This window comes from Flavobacterium sp. Root186 (genome assembly GCF_001428525.1).
GTDB lineage: Bacteria > Bacteroidota > Bacteroidia > Flavobacteriales > Flavobacteriaceae > Flavobacterium.
The window spans coordinates 462262-482884 of sequence record NZ_LMHW01000010.1 but is presented as its reverse complement, the minus strand read 5'-3'; the positions used below and the strand labels follow the sequence as shown (position 1 = coordinate 482884).

The following is a 20623-nucleotide window of genomic DNA, read 5'->3' as shown; positions in this document are numbered from 1 at the left end:
ACTATGTTTCTATGTGTTTAAAAAATTAAAGATACAAATATTTGTAAGTTTTTACTGAAAATTTCTTTTTCGTACCAAAAGCCAAATCACAACCGGCGCACCAATTATAGACGTTATCGCATTTATGGGAAGCGTAACATCAAACCCCGGCATTTGAGATACAATATCACAAAACAACATTATAATCGATCCGAAAAACAAAGTGCTCCAAAACAAAATAGTATGATTACTGGTTTGAAAAGTCAGCTTTGCAATATGCGGAACCGCTAATCCAACAAAAGCAATTGGTCCGGCAAAAGCTGTAATCGCTCCAGATAAAATACTGGTAGCAAATATGATGATCAATCTGGCACTTTTAAAATTTAGACCCATGCTTTTTGCATAATTTTCTCCTAAAAGCAAAGCGTTTAAAGGTTTGATACTTTTAGCACTTAAAAGCAGTCCTATTCCAACACAGAAAGTCAAAATTCCAATCGTTGGCCAGGAAAGATTCCCAAGACTTCCCATTGACCAAAAAGTAAATTTCTGTAATTGTTCTGCTGTGCTGAAATAAGTCAAAACACTTACGATTGCGGTTGTAAAACTTCCAAACATTAATCCGACAATTAAAATTGCCATTGTGTCTCTTAATCTTTGTGAAACTACTAAGACCAATAATAAGACCAATGTACTTCCAAATGTAGAAGCGATTACGATTCCGTAAGATGACAATGCAATTACACTTAAAAACGAAGGTAAAAACCCAGCGCCTAAAATCACAAAAGCTACACCTAAACTCGCTCCGGAACTTAATCCTAAAACATAAGGCCCAGCAAGGGGATTCCGAAATAAAGTCTGCATTAAAAGTCCACTGATAGAAAGCCCTGTTCCTACCAAAACTGCGGTAATCGCTTTCGGCAGACGATAATTAATTATTATATATTCCCAAGTCGATTTTGCTGCATGCCCTCCGGTTAAACTCGCAAAAACATCTTTTAACGGAATCGTGACAGATCCTAAACTAATGCTTGCAAAAAACATCAGCAAAAGGCCTAGAGCTAAAACAACAAATAAAATAGTATTTCGTTTTTTATTCGCCAATTTAATTCAGTTTTGATGCAAAAGTAAATTCGTAGCTCGACATTAAATCAGGATGGAAAATTTTGATGTAATCTTTTAAAACTAAATCCGGACGGCTTGGAGCTAGTTCATAATAAACCGTTCCTCCTGTTGCTCCCAGTTTTCCTTCAAAACTATAAACATTTTTATTTGTAAAAGCATCAAATTCACTATAATGTGGGTTTGCTTTTTGTAATTCATCTAAACTTTTAAAAGAACCCGAAGCAATCCAGACATTTGCTGTTTTTGCTTTATCTAAAACTTTTTCAAAAGACAAACCTTCACTTCCTGTACCTTTTAAATCTGCCCATAAATAATTGGCATGTGCATCTTTCATAAATTCGGCAACCCAGCTGTTTCCTTTCGCAACGTACCAAACATCTTCATACATTGATCCGTATAAAACGGTTGAACTTGCTGTTTTTTCTGCAGCTAGTTTTTTAGCCTGATCGTAACTCTGAACGATTTTGTCAAATAATTCTTTTGCTTTTTCTTCTTTACCAAATAAGGCTCCGTAAAGCTTTATCCATTCTGCTTTTCCAAGTGGAGATTGTTCCATCCAGTCGCCTTGAATCAAAACATTTAAACCGCTTTTTTTCAAATTATCCAGCATCGGATTATTATTATCTACTCCAAAAGTCACAATTAAATCCGGCGATAATTCGATTAATTGCTCAATATTTAATTTTTCATTTTGTCCAACGTTTTTCACAGAACCTTTGTCAATTAGTGCTCTGGTTTTTTCAGACGAAATATAATCGGTATGCGGAAATCCAACTAATTTATTCTCAACTTCAAGCATTTCCAAAAACGGAATATTGGTCGTTGAAGTTACCACAACAGATTCTAACGGAACCTGAATTGTTGTATAGTTTTGTAAACTATCCGGAACTTTTGCTCCTTTTTCTTTTAAAATATATTTGAAGTCTTTATTTGCGTTAGGCCATGGATTTAAAACTGTTACAACTGAATAAGCATCATATTTTACAATAGAAAGCCCAGAGGCATATTCAATACTATTTTTTGCAGTTTCTATTTTAGCTACTTCGCTCGTTTCGTTCTTCTTACATGCAAAGAGAATAAAAAAAGAAGAAATAAAAATCAATTTAGGGAATAAATGTCTCATATTTTACGTTTTCGAAAGGAACAAAGGTAAAGCATTTTCTATTTTTTTTGTTTATCTTTATTCTTACAAAATTCAACAATTTGTATCTTTGCATTATGAATACCACAAAAATTAAAGTTTGCTCAAGCTGTGAATCTCAGTTCAGCTGTGGAGATATTTCGGTTGAAAATAAATGCTGGTGTAATGATTACCCGCCAATTTTCAATCTTTCTGAAGGAGGAGACTGTCTTTGTCCTACTTGCTTTAAAGAGGCATGCGAAGATAAAATCGATGCTTATATTGAAACTATTACTCCTAAAAATGCCCTTAAAAATAAAGCCATATCTTTACCCAAAACAGAAAAACTAATTGAGGGAATTGACTATTATACGGAAAATGGCAATATGGTTTTTAAAGCCTGGTTTCATTTAAAACGCGGAACCTGCTGCGGAAACAAATGTCGTCATTGTCCTTATTAATTGTTAATTATAAATTGTTAGTTGTTAATTATTAAAAGCAACTGATTATTTAAATGAAAGGAATTCGAGAACATTAACAACGACACAATTTCAATTTTGAAATTAATAACCCGTATTCTTAAAATTTCCAAAAATCATTTAGAAGCAAAAAAAGTTTTCAAATTAAATTAATAATTAACAATCAATAATTAACCATTATAAATGATTTATTTAATTACCGGAGGAGAACGATCAGGAAAAAGCAGTTATGCACAAAATTTAGTGTTGCAGCTTTCTGATTCTCCAATGTATATAGCAACAGCTCGAAAATGGGATTCGGATTTTCAAAACCGAATTGACCGTCATCAACTGGAAAGAGACGAACGCTGGACAAATATTGAAAAAGAAAAATATTTAAGCGAAATTAACTTTTCTGAAAAAGTTGCCTTAATCGACTGTGTAACGCTTTGGCTTACCAACTTTTTTGTGGATAATAAAAACGACGTAGCTTTAAGTTTAGAAGAAGCAAAAAAAGAATTTCTTTCGATTGCCAATCAAGAAAATGCGACGTTGATTATTGTGACCAATGAAATTGGAATGGGTGTTCACGCTGCAACCGAAATTGGCAGAAAATTTACCGAACTGCAAGGCTGGATGAATCAGTTTCTGGCATCCAAGGCAGATGAAGTTGTTTTAATGGTTTCAGGAATTCCGGTCAAAATCAAGAGTTAAATTCCAAAATTTAAATTCCAAATTCCAATCTTTAAAAGGAAAATTCAATATTTAAATTCCAAATTCCAAGGCTATACTTTATCTTTACTAGATTTTTTCAATTATACAAAATTGGAATTTGGGACTTAAAAAAACTGGAATTTAAAGATGAGCCATTTAGACGACATATTAAAATCACGTCGCGATACCCGACATTTTACAACCGATGAGGTTCCTGATGAAGTAATTCAAAAAGCTTTGCAAGCCGGACATTGGGCGCCTTCTGTTGGACTTACCGATGCGACGAGATATTATATCATTAAATCGGATGCCGTTAAATGTGCGATTAAAAACCTTTTTTTGGATTATAATAAAAAAGCCGAAGAACTTACCGATAATCCGGAACAGAAAGAACTCTATAAATCACTAAAGCTTGAGGCGATTGAAGAAGCTCCAATTGGACTTATAATTGCTTACGATCGTTCGGTTTTAAATCAGTTTACAATTGGAACTATTGGCAGTAACGAAGCTGTAAAATTTAGTTCGGTTTGTGCGGCTCAGAATATCTGGCTTTCACTAACAGAACAAGGCTACGGAATGGGCTGGGTTTCAATTTTAAACTATTTCCAGTTTAAAAAGATTTTGGATTTACCAGAAAACATAGAACCGCTTGGGTATTTCTGCATTGGTAAACCCGCAACAAATTATGGCAATCAGCCTATGTTGCAGCAATTACATTGGAAACAAAAATCTGAAACTGCCGACTGTAAAGAAATCAATGAAATTCATCAAATTAATATTTCTGATTTTGATTTAAAAACAGAAAATAAGGTTGAAAATAAAACTGATTTCGATACACTTTTACAAGAAAAAATAGATTCAAAAACAAAACCTGTCGGTTCACTTGGAATGTTAGAGATTCTGGCTTTCCAAATGGCATCAGTTTTTGAAACTTTAAATCCAAAAGTCCTAAATCCTAATATTGTTGTTTTTGCAGCAGATCACGGAATTGCTCATCATGGCGTAAGTGATTATCCGCAGGATGTTACACGACAAATGGTAAATAATTTCATGGAAGGCGGAGCAGCAATTAATGTTTTCTGCAAACAGAATAACATTGAATTATCGATTGTAGATTCGGGAGTAAATTATGATTTCCCAACGAATGCAAAATTGATTAATGCTAAAATTGCAAAAGGAACTCAATCTTTTCTCCATTTTCCCGCAATGAGCGAAACAGAAGTAAATTTGTGTTTTGAAAAAGGAAAATCAGTTGTAGAAAATATTGCTAAAACAGGTTCGAATTGCATTGGTTTTGGCGAAATGGGAATTGGAAATACTTCTACAGCATCAATTTTAATGAGTCTTTTAACCGGTTTTTCAATCGAAGAATGCGTTGGAAAAGGAACCGGAATTAATGATCAAAAATTGCTGAACAAACAAAATATTCTAAAAAAAGCAATCAAGAATTATTCCGGTCAAGCCGAATTAAAACAACAAATCGCTTACTTTGGAGGTTTTGAAATTATTCAAATGGCAAGCGGAATGCTAACGGCTTATGAAAATAAAATGCTGATTCTTGTTGATGGTTTTATTTGTTCTGTTGCTTATTTAATAGCTTTTAAAATAAATCCTGATATTAGAAATAATGCTGTTTTCTGTCATTGTTCTGCCGAAAAAGCACATCAAAAATTATTAGATTATCTTGATGCAAAACCTATTTTAAATTTAGATTTGTGTCTTGGCGAAGGAACGGGCTGTGCAGTTGCATTTCCTATTTTAAAATCGGCGGAGGCTTTTTTAAATGAAATGGCTAGTTTTGAAAGTGCCGGAGTTAGTAGGAAATAGTTTTCAATTTTGATTTACAGTTTATATCTTTGGATCATAAGTTGAAATTATTTTAAAAAATCATACATGCCTTTTACTAAAGTTTATATTCATTGCGTTTGGAGCACAAAAAATAGGTTTCCATTTTTAAATTCGAACGAGTTGCGTCAAAAAATTTGGCACCACATAAAAGAAAATGCATTAAAAAAAGAAATATATCTGGATTATATTAGTGGATATTCTGATCATTGCCATTGTTTGATTTCACTTGGAAATAATCAGACAATTCAAAAAACAATACAACTATTAAAAGGCGAATCTTCATACTGGATTAATAAAAATCAATTGACGAGAGAAAAGTTTGAATGGCAGGATGAATATTTTGCGGTTTCAGTTTCAGAATCTATCGTTGGCAAAGTGAGAGATTATATTATAAATCAAGAAAAACATCATAAAAAGAAAACATTTCAAGAGGAATATGATGAATTTATTGTCAAATTTGGATTTAAAATATCTTGATGGAATTTGGCTAAAGCCCAGAAGGAGCCAATAATTATTATTAACCTCCAGATAAATCTGGAGGCAATTGAATTTATAAATTAAAATAAATCAATTGCCAACAGCTTTAGATGTTGATATAGAAATGTCGTTTCTAAAGAAGGCTTTAGCAAATAGCAAATTCGGCTAAAGCCTTTTAGGCATAACATTTTTGAAACCTCCAGATAAATCTGGAGGCAATTAAACATTTTTTTATTTTCAATTACCTATTAAATATGAAAGAATAAACTATCAACAAAAACAGCACAAAAATCAATTGCCAACATCTTTAGATGTTGGAATAAAAAATCGCCCCAAAAAGGGCTTTAGCCAAATACCACAACCTTAATGAAAAAAGAACTACACATCTTCTTTACCTGTTTAATGTTCTACACCAGAATTCCTTGTCCAAAAAACATTACTCACGATCCCGATTATTTAAATAAAGCAACAAGATATTTTCCTTTTATCGGCTGGATTGTTGGATCAATTTCATTTCTGGCTTTTTTTCTTTTTTCACTTTTCCTTTCAACAGAAACAGCTGTTATTTTTGCAATTATTATTTCAGTCCTAACAACCGGCGCCTTTCATGAAGATGGATTTGCCGATGTCTGCGATGGATTTGGGGGCGGCTGGACCAAAGAAAAAATTCTGATGATAATGAAAGACAGCGCTATTGGCGCTTATGGAGCCATTGGTTTGGCTTTACTTTTTCTGGCAAAATTTAAATTGCTTTCAGAATCTATTTTACTTTTCACTAATAACAATTTACTAATTTTCCTTTTATTTATTTCTGTACATTCTTTAAGCCGTTTGGCGGCGATCAGTATTATTTTTACACATCAATATTCTCGTGATGATGCTTCGAGCAAAAGTAAACCAATTGCTAAAAATCATAGCTGGAAAGAAATTTTTGGATCTTTTTTCTTCGGACTAGTTCCTCTTCTTGTTCTCTCCTATTTCAATTATAAAATTCTTTTAGCTATAATTCCTGTTTTTATAACCCGATATTTTCTGGCTCGGTATTTTCAAAAATGGATTGGTGGTTATACAGGAGACTGTCTTGGCGCAACACAGCAAGTCTGCGAAGTTATTTATTATTTAAGTATTCTTTTTATATGGAAATTTATCTAGTTCGCCACACCGAAACCATCTGCGAAAAAGGAATTTGTTACGGACAATCTGATGTAAATATTGCTGAACCTTTTGATGAAATTTTTGACCGGATTATTTCTGAGTTACCTTCGGAGGCTATTATTTTTTCAAGCCCCTTAAAACGTTGTTCTATTTTAGCAAAACACATTCAAAAGAACATAAAAACAATTTCGTATAAAGAAGATGACCGATTGAAAGAAATGAATTTTGGCGATTGGGAATTGAAAAACTGGAACGAAATTCCGCCAGAACAATTAAATTCGTGGATGGAAGATTTTGTTAACATTCCCGTTTTAAATGGCGAATCATTTACAGCATTACATAAAAGAGTTGGTGATTTTTTAGCAGAACAAATTTCGCAGAAAATCCAAGAGGCAATCATCATTGTAGCTCATGCCGGAATTATTAGAAGCATCTTATGTCATCAAACTTCACTGCCCTTAAAAGAGGCTTTTCAAAATAAAGTTGATTTTGGACAAGTCATAAAAATTAAATATTAATTAGGTTTTGTTTATAATTTGACACAAAAAGTAAAACAAATTTGAATAATAAATATTTTTAACTTTATCTTTGCAGCAAATTAAGGTTGTGTTTTTATAAAACACATTAAAAGGGAATCAAGTAAAATCTTGAGCTGTTCCCGCAACTGTAAGCTTAGTTCTAGAAAGAATGCTTGTTGTAAACTACAAAACCACTGCTCGCCCCGGCGAATGGGAAGGTAAACAACAAGACGCAAGCCAGGAGACCTGCCTTTATAACAAAATATCGAGCTCTCGGGAAAAAGAGTGTAGAAATTATGACTTTAAAAATACGTTTTGCTTTTTTACTTTTAATGTTGTGCCAATTTATTTCGGCGCAGAGCGATTCTATTAAATTAAAGGAAGTCGTAATTTCTGATGCAAATCTAAAAAAATACTCCAATTCACAATCAGTCTTAAAACTTAGTGATTCGATTATCAATAAAAATGAAGCTTTATTGACTGATCTTCTAAATTTCAATTCTACCATTTATTTTAAAGAATACGGACGTGGAATGCTTTCTACTGTTTCTTTTCGCGGAACAACTTCTTCTCAAACGGCTGTAATCTGGAACGGAATCAACATTAATTCGCAAATGAACGGAAGCACCGATTTTAATACGATTTCGGGTTCTGATTATAATTCTATTAGTATAAAAGCCGGCGGCGGAAGCGTTATTTACGGAAGCGGTGCAATTGGAGGAACCGTGCATTTAAATAACGATTTGGCATTCTATAATCGGTTTGAGAATAATTTAAAATTCGATTATGGAAGTTTCAACACTATCGGAATAAATTATAAAACGAATATTTCTAACGAAAAATGGAGCGCACAAATTGGTTTTTCTAAAAACAGCTCCACAAACGATTACAAATATTTAAACCGTTATACGTGGCGTGGCGAACAACGCTGGAACCAAAATGGACAATATGATGTTATAACCATGAGTGCCAATGCTGGTTATAAAATTGATGGTAAAAACACCTTAAAACTTTATAGTCAGATTTCAAATACTGACCGAAATACTTCCTTGATTGTAGAAACTGAAACGAAAAGCAAATATGTAAATGGTTTCAATCGAAGTTTATTAGAATACGACGGTGATTTTGGAAAATTTAAAACCAATTTCAAAACGGCATATATCTTTGAAAACTATCAATATTTTGCTGATAATTCAAGTAATATTTACACTTACGGAAAGACTGAAAGTTTAATTACAAAACTTGATTTAGGATATACGTTATTAAAATCAACTCAAATAAATGGAATCTTAGATTACAACAGAACTAAAGGTTACGGCAGCAGTTTTGGTGATCACGTGCGCGAAATTAGTTCCGCAGGATTATTGGTTAAACAAGATTTCTCTGAAGTATGGAAAAACGAACTCGGCGTTCGAAAAGAGTTTACAAATAATTACAAATCTCCGGTTTTATTCTCTTTAGGATCTTCGTATCAGTTTAGTAAATTGTACAATTTCAAACTGAATGTATCACGAAACTTCAGAATTCCGACTTATAATGATTTGTATTGGGACGAAGGCGGCAATCCGGATTTAAAACCTGAAAGTTCCTATCAGGCCGAAATTGGAAACGTGTTTACTTTTAAAAACATTTCGCTTACACAGACTTTCTATTACATTAAAATTAAAGATCTACTGCAATGGGTTCCTGGTAAAAACGGTATTTGGAGCCCTATAAATAAAGATAATGTTAATAGTTATGGTGCTGAAACTTTGTTGAGCTGGAAAAAACAATTCGGCAAAAATAATTTAAGTGCAAATGCTTCTTATGCTTATACTGTTTCAAAAGATGAAGCAACTAAAAAGCAGTTGTTTTTTGTTCCATTTAATAAAGTAACGGCTTCAGTCGCTTATTCACGAAATAGGATTTCTGCTTATTATCAATTTCTTTACAACGGTTTTGTTTATACAAGAGCAGATAATAATCCAGATGAAATTATAAACGATTACACGGTTTCAAATCTCGGAATCGATTATGATTTTAAATTCCTAGACTCTTTCAAACTTGGTTTTCAGGTTTTAAACATCTTCAATGAAGATTATCAAAGTCTGGAAGACAGACCAATGCCGGGTCGAAATTTCAATATGTATTTAACTCTAAAATTTTAATAATTATGAAACTTAGTAAATTACTTTTAATAGCACTTAGCGTTTCGTTATTCGTTTCTTGTTCGAGTGATGACGATGACGATCAAAAAGGGCAATATGAAAATGGTTTTTTCATTTTAAATGAAGGAAGTGCAGGACAAGGAACTGTTTCTTTTTCAAGCGATGATTTCAGTGCTTTCACTAAAGATGCTTACACTGCTGCAAACGGAACAGATTTGCTTGGAAAATATGCTCAAAATATCTTTTTTGACGGAGACAGAGCTTATATTATCGCAGGTGGTTCAAATGTTATAAATGTAGTAAACAGATACACATTTAAATTAATTGCTAAAATCGACAGCGGACTTGCTAACCCAAGATATGGCGTTGTAAAAGATGGTAAAGCTTATGTTACAAATGCTAATACTTATTTCTCTGCAAACAATCCAAACGGAAATACTGATGATTATGTTGCTATAATCAATTTAGCTACAAACACATACGAGTCTAAAATTAACCTAAACGCAACAGGCAACAGACTTGTAGAAGAAAGCGGTAAATTATATATTACTGAACCTTACAATAGTGATAAATTATTAGTGGTAAATATTGCAACAAAAGCATTAGAAACTCCTGTCGTAATTGGTTCAAGTGCAGATACAATAGAAGAAGAAAACGGAACTTTATATATCTTAAGAGGCCCTTATGGAGACAGAAGCGAAGTTGTAAAAGTAAAATTATCAGACAAATCTGTTTCTAAAATCACATTCCCTGAATCATTAGACGGAGCGGCATTTTTAGATGTTTACGAAAATAAAATTTATTATACAGTAGGAAATTCAGTTTACGCTATCAGTACAAGTGCAACTGAAGCTTCAACAACTGCAATAGTAACTGCCAGTTTGGGTTATTTATACGGATTTGCAGTTAATAACAACCGCATTTACTTAGCTGACAGCGGAGACTTTAAGGCTGACAGTAAAGCATACATTTACAGTTTAACTGGAAGTTTACAAAAAGAATTAACTGTTGGAGTGGGTCCAAACGGCTTTTATTTTAACGATTAATTTATTTTAGAATTAGTTTTTATTTGTTTTTGGAAAAAAAAGGCTTTCATTACTGAAAGCCTTTTTTTTATTTATCTCAATGTTCTTAGAAGCTCTTTAGGAGCATTTTCTAAATACATCTCATTTCGTAATCCGTTGAGTTTTTTAGAATCATTTATATCTGGTAAAACTACACTATGATCATTTTGGATTCTCTTAGCTGCAGAACCTGTAATTTTAGAAATTGCTAAATTCAGTAATGGTTCTGAAGGGTCACCTAAAACCCCATAATTATTAATATATTCATATTGAACATATGTTGGAACCAAGCCTCCTGTATAATCCCCAAAATCTGCAGCATTAGAAATTTTAAATACTAAAGGCTGCATTGCATATTTATGATTTGGATTCACATTTGACTTTGTAAAAGTTGGTGAATCATAAACCGTAAATGAACCTACATTTTTACCAATAGTAGTTCCACCTATTTGCACCACATTGATATACGGTTTTAATCCATTTATTACCAATTCACTTGCCGATGCTGTATTGGAAGTTGTTAGGATATAAACCGTTGCCAGATTCAAACTATTTACAGCATTTCCATCAAAACTACTTACAAATTTTTCGTTTAAAGACTCCAGGTCTTCTGTAGTCAAACCAGCCATTAGTTTGAAATTATATTGTCTTTTCGAAAATATTTCTCCTTCAAACTGCCCGGTAATCATACTTGCCAAACGGGTTGAAGATCGTACAGAACCTCCTCCGTTATATCTTAAATCTAAAATAAAATCAGTTATCCCCTGCGCTTTTAGTTCGCCAAAAGCTTCATTTAATCTCGCATCATATTCCTGATAGAAACCGTTATACATTAAATAACCTATTTTATGACTGCCGGATGTAATTACTTTATTAATTAAAATCGGGTTTTCCTCTAAGATTGTTTTAGTTAATGAAAGTGATTTTCCATTCAAAACAAAAGAAGATCCATTAGAGCTGGCAAAATTTAAAGTATAAGTATCAGCTCCTAATAATAACGATTGGTAATTTGAAACGGTTAGTTTAGTTCCATTTACACCTGTAAATAAATCTCCTCTTTTGATATCTTTACCAGAAGCATCAGAATTCGGGATAATATAACGAACATAACCTACTAAATCATTAGATCCTTCTTCAACTCTAGTAAGTTTAAAATCAACACCATTATTTTTAGTGATTCCGTTAAGTTCTTGTTCTAAAACAGTATAATCTTCTACAATCCAACTGAAACGATCAATAGCATTACTTGGATATTTGCTTACCGGTTTATTTAATAAATCCTGAAATAAGTCTTCGGGATTAGAATATCCGGCTAAAAAAGAATTTAATTCTTGCTGAGAACTAAAACGATCATCGGCTAAATTAGGCACATCTGCCTGCCATAAATAAACCTCATTTAGTCCTTTCCAAATAAAATCATTCACCTGTAATTTTGCAGGAGCCCTTACATCATCCTCATCTTCACAAGATTGCAAAGCAAATGTTAATACAAATAAAAATAGTATTGACTTTAAAATTGGTTTCATAGAAATTAGGTTTCGGTGTCTTGGTATAGTATTAACGTAAAAATACTACCTTTAGTTTTAAGTAGTATTCTTTTTGCCTAAAAAAATTTTACATTATTCCTGTAACAAAAATAATTGTGGCTCGTCTTGACTATATAAGCTAACGAATAACCTTTTAATTTATGAACCAGAATGTGTTTATAGAATTAGTTAATCCTTTTAAAGACAAAGTTTTTCGTCTGGCAAAACGATTGCTTACCAGTACCGAAGAAGCCGAAGATGCCACTCAGGAAGTAATGGTAAAATTATGGAATAAAAAAGAGAATCTGGACACTTACAATAATGTTGAAGCACTGGCAATGACGATGACAAAAAATTATTGTTTAGATCAGTTAAAATCTAAAAGAGCCGGAAACCTCCAGATCGTTCATAATAATTTTACAGATCGTGAGCCGCAGTTAGACCGGAAATTAGAAGATGCTGATAGTTTAGAATGGGTTGGGAAAATTATAAATCAGCTGCCGGAACAGCTTCAAATATTAATTCAGTTACGGGATGTTGAACAATATGAATTTGAAGAAATTGCAAAAATCGTTAATATGAACGAAACAGCAATTCGGGTAGCGCTTTCGAGAGCGAGAAAAAAAATAAGAGAATCAATGGTAAATGCACACAGTTATGGAATTAGATAAAATAGAAAATATATTAGAAAAATACTTTCAGGGAGAAACCACTATTGCCGAAGAAAATCAATTAAAAGACTATTTTTCTTCATCAAATGTTGCGCAGCATTTGGAGCAGTACAAACCCATTTTTGGTTATTTCTCTCAGGTAAAACAACAAAAATCAACGCAGGAAATCCCACTAAAAACTAATAAACGAAAAGTGGCGTGGTTATCGATTGCAGCTTCAGTAGTTGTTTTACTAGGAATTGGAACCTATTATTTTGCAGGCGAAAAAACAACTCCGGTTGTCGCGCAGTCAGAATTAGGAACCTACGACGATCCCGAAGAAGCTCTGGCAGCAACGCAAAAAGCTTTGGCTCTATTGTCAAACAATGTTAATGTAGGTATTGAAAGTGTACAATACATTGGCGAATATGAACAATCAAAAAACAAAATTTTTAAACAGTAATTAAACACAAAAATAAAATGAAAAATTTCATCATAACACTAGTTTTCGCATTCGTTACACAAGCTTTTTATGCACAAAGCGCCTTTGACAAATATGACGGTCAGGACGATGTAACGTCAGTAATTGTAAATAAAAAAATGTTTGATTTAATGAGTAAAGTAAAAGTTGATGCTTCTGACAAAGAAACACAGCAATACATAAATCTGATTAAAAAATTAGACTACTTAAAAGTATTTACAACAAAGAACCCTAAAATCGAAGCAGACATGAAAGCTTCTGCAGATAAATATGTAAAATCTGCCGGTTTAGAAGAATTAATGCGAGTAAACGACAGCGGAAGAAACGTAAAAATATTAGTAAAATCCGGAGCTACAGATACGCAGGTAAAAGAATTGCTAATGTTTATTGACGGAGCAAAAAGTGAAGAATCTGTTTTGTTGTCTCTTACAGGTAATTTTGATTTAAATGAAATCTCAGTACTTACAGACAAAATGCAGCTTCCTGGCGGAACTGATTTAAAAAAAGCTTCTAAAAGCAAAAGATAATCATGAAAATCAACGTTTTCACCACAGCCATTTTAGCGTTACTAACTTTTGTAAGTTGTAATTCTGAGCCTTCACTGCAAAAGTATTTTGTCGAAAACACAGACAAAAAAGACTTTATTGCACTCGATGTTTCGCCTACTATTTTAAATCTAGACAGTACTAAATTGTCTGCAGAGCAAAAAGAAGCGGTAAATTCATTCGACAAAATGAACATATTAGCTTTTAAAGCGAATGATAAAAATCAGGTCCAATTTGAAGCGGAACGAAATAAGGTTAAGGCAATATTAAAAGACCCAAAATATCAGGAATTAATGAAAGTTGGTTCCGGTAAAGACGGCGCATCAATTAGTTATGTCGGCTCTGATGAAAACATCAAAGAATTCATAGTTTTTGCAAACAGAAAAGAAAATGGTTTTGCCGTTGTTCGTGTTTTAGGAAACAACATGAACCCGAATAACATTATGACTTTAATGTCTGTTTTGAAAGAATCAAAAATAGATATGGAACAATTGAAACCTTTACAGCAATTGGTTAAATAAAAAAACATCTTACTTTTTAAACTAAAAAAGCTCCTTAAATGGGAGCTTTTTTTATTGTATAATATACATTTTTTATAATCTTACAAATTAAATGTTAAAAGAAATTCATTTGTTTTTACTTTTTAATATAACTTAAATACCAATAATGAAAACACCAAAAATCCTTTTTCTATTTTTACTTTTAGCATTAAACAGCTGTTCAAGCGATAACAGCGAAAACCCGGAAGACCCAGAAACATCAAAATATGCAATGACAGCAAAAGTTGATGGTACATTATGGGAAATGCAAAATCCGTTTGGTTCAGATTATGCTACAAAAACATTATTTGATATGTATCCGGCAGAAGAATATATTCTTTTACAAGGAAGAAACAGTAATTTTGTAGATGAAATTAGACTTTATATCAAGAGAAGCGATCTAAAAGTTGGAACATATCCTATAACAAAAAACACTTTTGACGCATCTAAAACACAAGTTGAAATCTCATTCAACACTAAAGGAAAAAGTCAATATCCTGTTATGGTTCAGTATCAATTACAGCAATTGACTTAACTGCTAAAAAAGTAACCGGAACATTTTCATTTAATTGCGTAGATGATGATGATGAACCAATTAGCGCTACTAATCCTGTTACAACAAAAGTAACTGAAGGTACTTTTAGTTACAGATATGATGTAGTAGAGAAATAATTCTGATATATTTCCATATAAAAAAGCTCCAATTTACATTGGAGCTTTTCTTTTATAATAGAATCTGAGATTATTTACTCAAATACATTTTTCTTCTGGAGTACAATTCGTAGAATTGATCGTCTTTTAAGTCATCAATAAACAAGATGCTTTCTCCTGTTGATTTCATTTCCGGACCTAATGCTTTGTTTACGTTCGGGAATTTGCTGAAAGAGAAAACCGGTTGTTTGATTGCATATCCTTTTAATTGCGGATTGAAATCAAAGTCAGTTACTTTATTGTGTCCTAACATTACTTTTGTAGCGTAGTTTACATAAGGTTCTCCGTAAGCTTTTGCAATAAACGGAACCGTTCTTGAAGCTCTTGGGTTTGCTTCGATAATGTAAACTGTATCATCTTTAATTGCAAACTGAATGTTGATTAGACCAACTGTTTTTAATGCTCTCGCAATTTTATGCGTATGATCTTTAATTTGCTGCATTACAAATTCCCCTAAGTTAAAAGGAGGCAATGTAGCGTTACTATCTCCAGAGTGAACTCCACAAGGCTCAATGTGCTCCATAATTCCGATGATGTACACATTTCCATCAGCATCACAGATTGCATCCGCTTCAGCTTCGATTGCTCCGGCTAAATAATGATCCAAAAGTAATTTGTTTCCTGGAATTGTTTTCAACAAATCGATAACGTGCTCTTCAAGCTCTTTTTTGTTGATTACAATTTTCATTCCCTGACCTCCTAATACATAAGAAGGACGAATTAAAAGCGGGAAATCTAAAGTGTCTGCTAAATTCGAAGCCTCGTCTGCCGTTTCAGCGATTCCGAATCTTGGGAAAGGAATATGTAATTCTGTCAATAAATCTGAGAATCTTCCTCTGTCTTCTGCCAAATCAAGCGCATCAAAACTAGTTCCGATGATTTTTACACCGTATTTAGATAATTTATCCGCCAATTTAAGTGCAGTCTGACCACCAAGCTGAACGATTACACCTTCTGGTTTTTCGTGTTGGATGATGTCATAAATATGCTCCCAGAAAACTGGTTCGAAGTATAATTTATCTGCTGTATCAAAATCTGTCGAAACTGTTTCAGGATTACAGTTAATCATGATCGTTTCGTAACCGCATTCTTTTGCTGCTAAAACTCCGTGCACACAAGAATAATCAAACTCGATTCCTTGTCCAATTCTGTTTGGTCCGGAACCAAGAACAATCACTTTCTTTTTATCTGTTACGATACTTTCGTTGTCAACAAAACGCTCTCCATTTGCTGTTTCGATTTCTGCTTCAAAAGTTGAGTAGTAATATGGTGTTTTAGCTTTAAACTCAGCCGCACAAGTATCAACCAGTTTAAACACACGGTTGATGCTTTTCTCCATACGCAAAGAATGTACTTCGCTTTCCAGACAATTCATCATATGTGCGATTTGTCTGTCTGCAAAACCTTTTTGTTTTGCTTCAAGTAATAATTCTTTAGGAAGATTTGAAATTTTATAGTTTGAAATTTCTTTCTCTAAAACATATAATTCTTCGTATTGTTTCAAGAACCACATATCGATTCTTGTAATTTCATGAATACGGCTCAACGGAATTCCCATTGCGATAGCATCGTAAATTACAAAAACTCTGTCCCAGCTTGCATATGTAAGTTTTTCGATAATTTGTTCGTAATCTTTGTATCCTTTTCCGTCAGCACCCAGACCGTTTCTTTTAATTTCTAAAGATTGTGTTGCTTTGTGAAGCGCCTCTTGAAAAGAACGTCCGATTCCCATAACCTCACCTACAGATTTCATCTGAAGACCTAAAGTTCTGTCAGATCCTTCAAATTTATCGAAGTTCCAACGTGGTATTTTTACGATTACATAATCTAAAGTTGGTTCAAAAAGAGCCGAAGTAGATTTTGTAATTTGATTCTGTAATTCATCTAAATTGTATCCTAAAGCCAGTTTAGAAGCAATTTTAGCAATTGGATAACCAGTCGCTTTTGATGCTAAAGCAGAAGAACGAGATACACGAGGGTTAATCTCGATGGCTACGATATCTTCTTTTTCGTCTGGAGAAACTGCGAATTGTACGTTACATCCTCCGGCAAAATTTCCGATACTTCTCATCATTAAGATAGCGTAGTCACGTAATTTTTGGAAAGTTGTATCAGATAAAGTCATGGCCGGCGCAACTGTAATCGAATCTCCGGTATGAATTCCCATTGGATCCATATTTTCGATAGAACAGATAATTACAACATTGTCGTTTTTATCTCTTAAAAGTTCTAATTCGTATTCTTTCCATCCCATTAAAGCTTTATCAATTAAAACTTCGTGAATTGGAGATGCTTCAAGTCCGCGAGTTAAAAGCTCATCAAAATCTTCTTTTTTGTAAACTACTGCAGCTCCTGTTCCTCCAAGTGTAAACGATGGACGAATTACAAGCGGAAAACCAAATTCCTGAGCAATTTCTTTTCCTTCTAAGTATGAAGTAGCTGTTTTTGCAGGTGCAGTTGGTACATTTATTCTTTCTAAAAGCTGTTTAAACTGCTCTCTGTCTTCGGTAATATTGATTGCGTTTACGTCAACTCCAATTAATCTTACTCCGAAATCCTGCCAAATTCCTTTTTCTTCAGCTTCCAAACACAAGTTCAAAGCGGTCTGCCCTCCCATTGTTGGCAAAACTGCATCAATTTGTGGATGTTCCTTTAGAATTTCAATAATCGATTTTGTAGTTAGTGGTTTCAAATAAACATGATCGGCCATAGTTGGGTCGGTCATAATTGTCGCTGGATTTGAGTTTATCAAGATAACCTCAATTCCTTCTTCACGAATCGAACGTGCAGATTGAGATCCCGCATAATCGAATTCGCAAGCTTGACCAATAACAATAGGTCCTGAACCTATTATTAAAACTGATTTTATTGATGTGTCTTTAGGCATTGTATATGTATTGTGTAGTTATAAAAGTACTTTGAAAAAACATTCGTAGTCTATTCTAAACTAGAATGTTGCGAAATTTTTTACCGACAAGGTATAAAAAAAGGCGATACTAAAAAAGTAATCGCCTTATGTATGTTTATACAAACATTATTTTTTGTGTCTAGGCTCGCTAGAAACAGTTAATTTATGTCTTCCTTTTGCTCTTCTACGCGCTAGAACTTTTCTTCCATTCGCAGAAGCCATTCTGTCCATAAATCCGTGCTTATTTCTTCTTTTTCTTTTCGATGGTTGAAATGTTCTTTTGCTCATTGCTTTGTATCTTTAAAATGGTGTCTATTATCTGTTTTTCTGTTTTTGAATAGTGTTGCTCAAAAACCGAGTGCAAATATACAAAGACTTTTTTTTCTGGCAAGTAGTTTTATAAAAATATTTTTAATTCATTTTACTATATTTGCAATCACAAATTTACATGAATTATGTTTAATAAAATTATCAAACTTATTTTAGCCGGACTTCTTATAATAGCTGGCGTTTGGCAAATTATAGATAAAGAAACCGGCAATGGTATCTTCCTTATATTATTGTCTGCAATTCCTATTTTTCTTTATTTTAAAAATGAATTTATCCTTTTAGCCTTTCTTAAATTAAGAAAACAAGACTTTGAAGGCGCTAAAAAATGGTTAGCATACATCAAAAATCCTGAAACTGCTTTAGTAAGAAAACAACAAGGGTACTTTAATTACCTTCACGGAATTATGCTTTCTCAAACGAATCTTAATCAGGCCGAGAAACATTTCAAAAAAGCAATCGAACTGGGACTATCAATGGATATGGATCTTGCGGTTGCAAAATTAAACCTTGCGGGAGTTGCTATGTCACGCCGAAGAAAACTTGAGGCAACTAATCTACTTAACGAAGCTAAAAAATTAGACAAACAAGGAATGCTGAAAGAGCAGATCACATTGATGAAAGAACAAATGAAGAAAATCTAAATTCTTTAAAATTCAAATATTTAAAATCCCAAATTCCAAAAGAGTTTGGGATTTTTTTTGTTGTCACAAAACGCACCGTTTCAACGCAAAGAGACCCGACAGGTTTTAAAAACCTGCCGGGTCTGAGTTGTACTATGGAGTTACTTTGAGAGTTATCTTCGTCTCCTTCTCCCGATCCAAAAAAAACTAATTCATAATCAATCATTAATAAACTAACAAAAAGATTTTTTATTCAGCTACATAATAGATTTAGTTTTGTGATTTTTACCTATTCTGATTTTGTACGCTGAAAAAATTTATTAATTGCTTATAGTTGACATCCTTTAAAATAACTTTTTTATTTTCATCTAAAACATATATTGTAGGAAGGCTTTGAATCCAGTACTTTTCCTGAATCTTTTCTTCTCCGTTTTTATCCCACAGATTGAGCCATCTTTGAGGATATGTGTTTTCTTTCACATATTTTTTCCATTCCTGTTCATTATGATTGATATAAATCGCTAATACATGAGCGTCTTTAGGCCCGTCAACATGAAACCATCCTTTCGTTTTGGGAATTACTTCCATGCAATGTGAACATTCAGGATCAAAAAAGAACAAAATTGTATATTTTGATTTCACATCATTTAAAACATATTTTGTATCTGAGGCATCTTTCAATGTAAAATTCACTGCTTTTGATCCTATCATATTCTTTTGATGAATAAGGATTTGCTGCTCGATCGATTGTTTTTTCCAATCAGGCACAAAAGACTGTTCCTGAGCATTTTTTAAAATAGCAACAGCAATATTTTCATCATTATCAATGTAAACAGGTTTATTAAAACTATTATAAAGAGCATCCGATATAACTTGGTAAACCAACGGATTGACTGCACTTTTATCTAATAATTCCTTAACAACTTCATTTAATTGAGAATCATTTTTATCAAATAAAGAAATATACTTTTTTGCTTTTGAAGGCAATAACATCGTATTCAACAAAATATCACTCTTAAAATCCACACCTTTCCAGTAGTTTTCACGCAAAAAATTTGTAATTTCTTTATAATTTGAACTTTTGGGATCTACAATGTAATTCTCTAATATACTTCCAGGCATTAAAGGCAGATTGTTACTTTTTATTATGGCGCTAAGAAGCGTATTAGGATAACGCTTTATAAGACTAATTTCTAAATCATATATTTTTTTCTGCTGCTCCTTAATCTGAATATTAATTTTTTCTTTTCCACTTTCCGTGATATTCACAGCAGTTCCTTTAGTGTACAATTTTTGAATTTGATCTTCTGTTGATTTTACAGTACCCAAATAAGCAGAATAAACTCCATTAATTGGGTTATCCTTAAATAGAACAGTATTGTACAACGCATCAAATGAGACCGTAAAGGTGCTGTTTTTATTATTTTCTATTAACAGTTCTACAATGCCATTATGGACTTCTTTTGGCACTTCTACAAAATACTGTCCCTGTATAAAAGGAGTTTTAGAAGATAGCTGCAAACTCCCCGGTGTAGTAACCAAAACTGTATCACCTTTTGTTAGAGCGCCATTTATAATCTTATAAAAAACACATATATCATTTTTTTTAAGCTGACTGCTTTCCAGCACTATTGATGACTGAGCATTGGTCATCATTGTAAATATAATTGATATTACAACTATTTGAATGAATTGAAATATACGCATAACT

20 protein-coding genes and 1 riboswitch are annotated in these 20623 nt (G+C 32.9%); of the genes, 14 read left to right on the top strand and 6 right to left on the bottom strand.

The features are described from left to right. Positions 1 to 51: 51 nt before the first annotated feature. The gene (locus ASD98_RS05815) at positions 52 to 1080 is read right to left on the bottom strand and encodes an iron ABC transporter permease (protein ID WP_128414787.1); all 1029 of its coding nucleotides are present in this window, start codon (positions 1078 to 1080) and stop codon (positions 52 to 54) included. A 1-nt stretch (position 1081) separates the two neighbouring features. Next, positions 1082 to 2224, bottom strand: a complete 1143-nt coding sequence (locus tag ASD98_RS05810) for an ABC transporter substrate-binding protein (RefSeq protein WP_056201412.1) — start codon at positions 2222 to 2224, stop codon at positions 1082 to 1084. 95 nt (positions 2225 to 2319) lie between these two features. On the opposite strand from ASD98_RS05810, the gene ASD98_RS05805 reads away from it, so the two are divergent. From ASD98_RS05805 to ASD98_RS05770, 8 genes are all read left to right on the top strand, one after another. Further along, positions 2320 to 2682: a DUF5522 domain-containing protein gene (locus tag ASD98_RS05805; protein WP_056201409.1), complete on the top strand. Its 363-nt coding sequence runs from the start codon at positions 2320 to 2322 to the stop codon at positions 2680 to 2682. A 201-nt stretch (positions 2683 to 2883) separates the two neighbouring features. Next, the gene (cobU, locus tag ASD98_RS05800) at positions 2884 to 3393 is read left to right on the top strand and encodes a bifunctional adenosylcobinamide kinase/adenosylcobinamide-phosphate guanylyltransferase (RefSeq protein ID WP_056201406.1); all 510 of its coding nucleotides are present in this window, start codon (positions 2884 to 2886) and stop codon (positions 3391 to 3393) included. Between the two features lie 147 nt (positions 3394 to 3540). Beyond that, positions 3541 to 5220 (top strand): nicotinate-nucleotide--dimethylbenzimidazole phosphoribosyltransferase, encoded by a 1680-nt coding sequence (gene cobT, locus ASD98_RS05795; RefSeq protein WP_056201403.1) that lies wholly within the window; start codon positions 3541 to 3543, stop codon positions 5218 to 5220. A gap of 66 nt (positions 5221 to 5286) precedes the next feature. Beyond that, entirely contained in the window at positions 5287 to 5718 is a 432-nt protein-coding gene (locus ASD98_RS05790; protein WP_056201400.1) for a transposase, read from the top strand. 366 nt (positions 5719 to 6084) lie between these two features. Next, positions 6085 to 6870, top strand: a complete 786-nt coding sequence (locus ASD98_RS05785; RefSeq protein WP_056201397.1) for an adenosylcobinamide-GDP ribazoletransferase — start codon at positions 6085 to 6087, stop codon at positions 6868 to 6870. Continuing rightward, complete coding sequence (cobC, locus tag ASD98_RS05780; protein ID WP_056201394.1) at positions 6855 to 7391, top strand: alpha-ribazole phosphatase; 537 nt, start codon at positions 6855 to 6857, stop codon at positions 7389 to 7391. Before ASD98_RS05785 ends, cobC begins: the two co-directional genes overlap by 16 nt. A 66-nt stretch (positions 7392 to 7457) precedes the next feature. After that, positions 7458 to 7660, top strand: a riboswitch (cobalamin riboswitch). Positions 7661 to 7687: 27 nt separating this feature from the next. Continuing rightward, a complete protein-coding gene (locus tag ASD98_RS05775) occupies positions 7688 to 9538 on the top strand; it encodes a TonB-dependent siderophore receptor (RefSeq protein WP_056201391.1) in 1851 nt (616 codons plus the stop codon). A gap of 5 nt (positions 9539 to 9543) precedes the next feature. Beyond that, positions 9544 to 10584 carry a YncE family protein gene (locus ASD98_RS05770; RefSeq protein WP_056201388.1) on the top strand — a complete coding sequence of 347 codons (1041 nt, stop codon included), beginning with the start codon at positions 9544 to 9546 and terminating at the stop codon, positions 10582 to 10584. 71 nt (positions 10585 to 10655) lie between these two features. Here ASD98_RS05770 and ASD98_RS05765 read toward each other — a convergent pair whose 3' ends face one another. Then, positions 10656 to 12128, bottom strand: coding sequence for a S41 family peptidase (locus ASD98_RS05765; protein WP_056201387.1), 1473 nt, complete (start codon positions 12126 to 12128; stop codon positions 10656 to 10658). A gap of 161 nt (positions 12129 to 12289) precedes the next feature. On the opposite strand from ASD98_RS05765, the gene ASD98_RS05760 reads away from it, so the two are divergent. The 5 genes from ASD98_RS05760 to ASD98_RS05740 all read left to right on the top strand — a co-directional run bounded on the left by ASD98_RS05760 (position 12290) and on the right by ASD98_RS05740 (position 14878). Further along, entirely contained in the window at positions 12290 to 12799 is a 510-nt protein-coding gene (locus tag ASD98_RS05760) for an RNA polymerase sigma factor (protein WP_053474321.1), read from the top strand. Then, on the top strand, positions 12786 to 13241 hold the full coding sequence (locus ASD98_RS05755; RefSeq protein WP_056203231.1) for a hypothetical protein: 456 nt from the start codon (positions 12786 to 12788) through the stop codon (positions 13239 to 13241). The genes ASD98_RS05760 and ASD98_RS05755 overlap by 14 nt, the downstream gene beginning before the upstream one ends. Before the next feature lie 17 nt (positions 13242 to 13258). Further along, positions 13259 to 13786, top strand: coding sequence for a DUF4252 domain-containing protein (locus ASD98_RS05750; RefSeq protein ID WP_056201384.1), 528 nt, complete (start codon positions 13259 to 13261; stop codon positions 13784 to 13786). A 2-nt stretch (positions 13787 to 13788) separates the two neighbouring features. Continuing rightward, positions 13789 to 14325, top strand: a complete 537-nt coding sequence (locus ASD98_RS05745) for a DUF4252 domain-containing protein (protein ID WP_056201381.1) — start codon at positions 13789 to 13791, stop codon at positions 14323 to 14325. A 145-nt stretch (positions 14326 to 14470) separates the two neighbouring features. Further along, a complete protein-coding gene (locus ASD98_RS05740; protein WP_056201378.1) occupies positions 14471 to 14878 on the top strand; it encodes a hypothetical protein in 408 nt (135 codons plus the stop codon). A gap of 207 nt (positions 14879 to 15085) precedes the next feature. Here ASD98_RS05740 and carB read toward each other — a convergent pair whose 3' ends face one another. Further along, entirely contained in the window at positions 15086 to 17941 is a 2856-nt protein-coding gene (gene carB / locus ASD98_RS05735) for a carbamoyl-phosphate synthase large subunit (RefSeq protein ID WP_056201375.1), read from the bottom strand. A gap of 147 nt (positions 17942 to 18088) precedes the next feature. After that, positions 18089 to 18250, bottom strand: a complete 162-nt coding sequence (gene rpmH, locus ASD98_RS05730) for a 50S ribosomal protein L34 (RefSeq protein ID WP_008464848.1) — start codon at positions 18248 to 18250, stop codon at positions 18089 to 18091. 167 nt (positions 18251 to 18417) lie between these two features. On the opposite strand from rpmH, the gene ASD98_RS05725 reads away from it, so the two are divergent. Continuing rightward, complete coding sequence (locus tag ASD98_RS05725; RefSeq protein ID WP_056201372.1) at positions 18418 to 18933, top strand: hypothetical protein; 516 nt, start codon at positions 18418 to 18420, stop codon at positions 18931 to 18933. 264 nt (positions 18934 to 19197) lie between these two features. On the opposite strand, the gene ASD98_RS05715 is transcribed toward ASD98_RS05725, so the two are convergent. Next, positions 19198 to 20619, bottom strand: a complete 1422-nt coding sequence (locus ASD98_RS05715) for a thioredoxin-like domain-containing protein (RefSeq protein WP_082577799.1) — start codon at positions 20617 to 20619, stop codon at positions 19198 to 19200. Positions 20620 to 20623 lie beyond the last annotated feature (4 nt).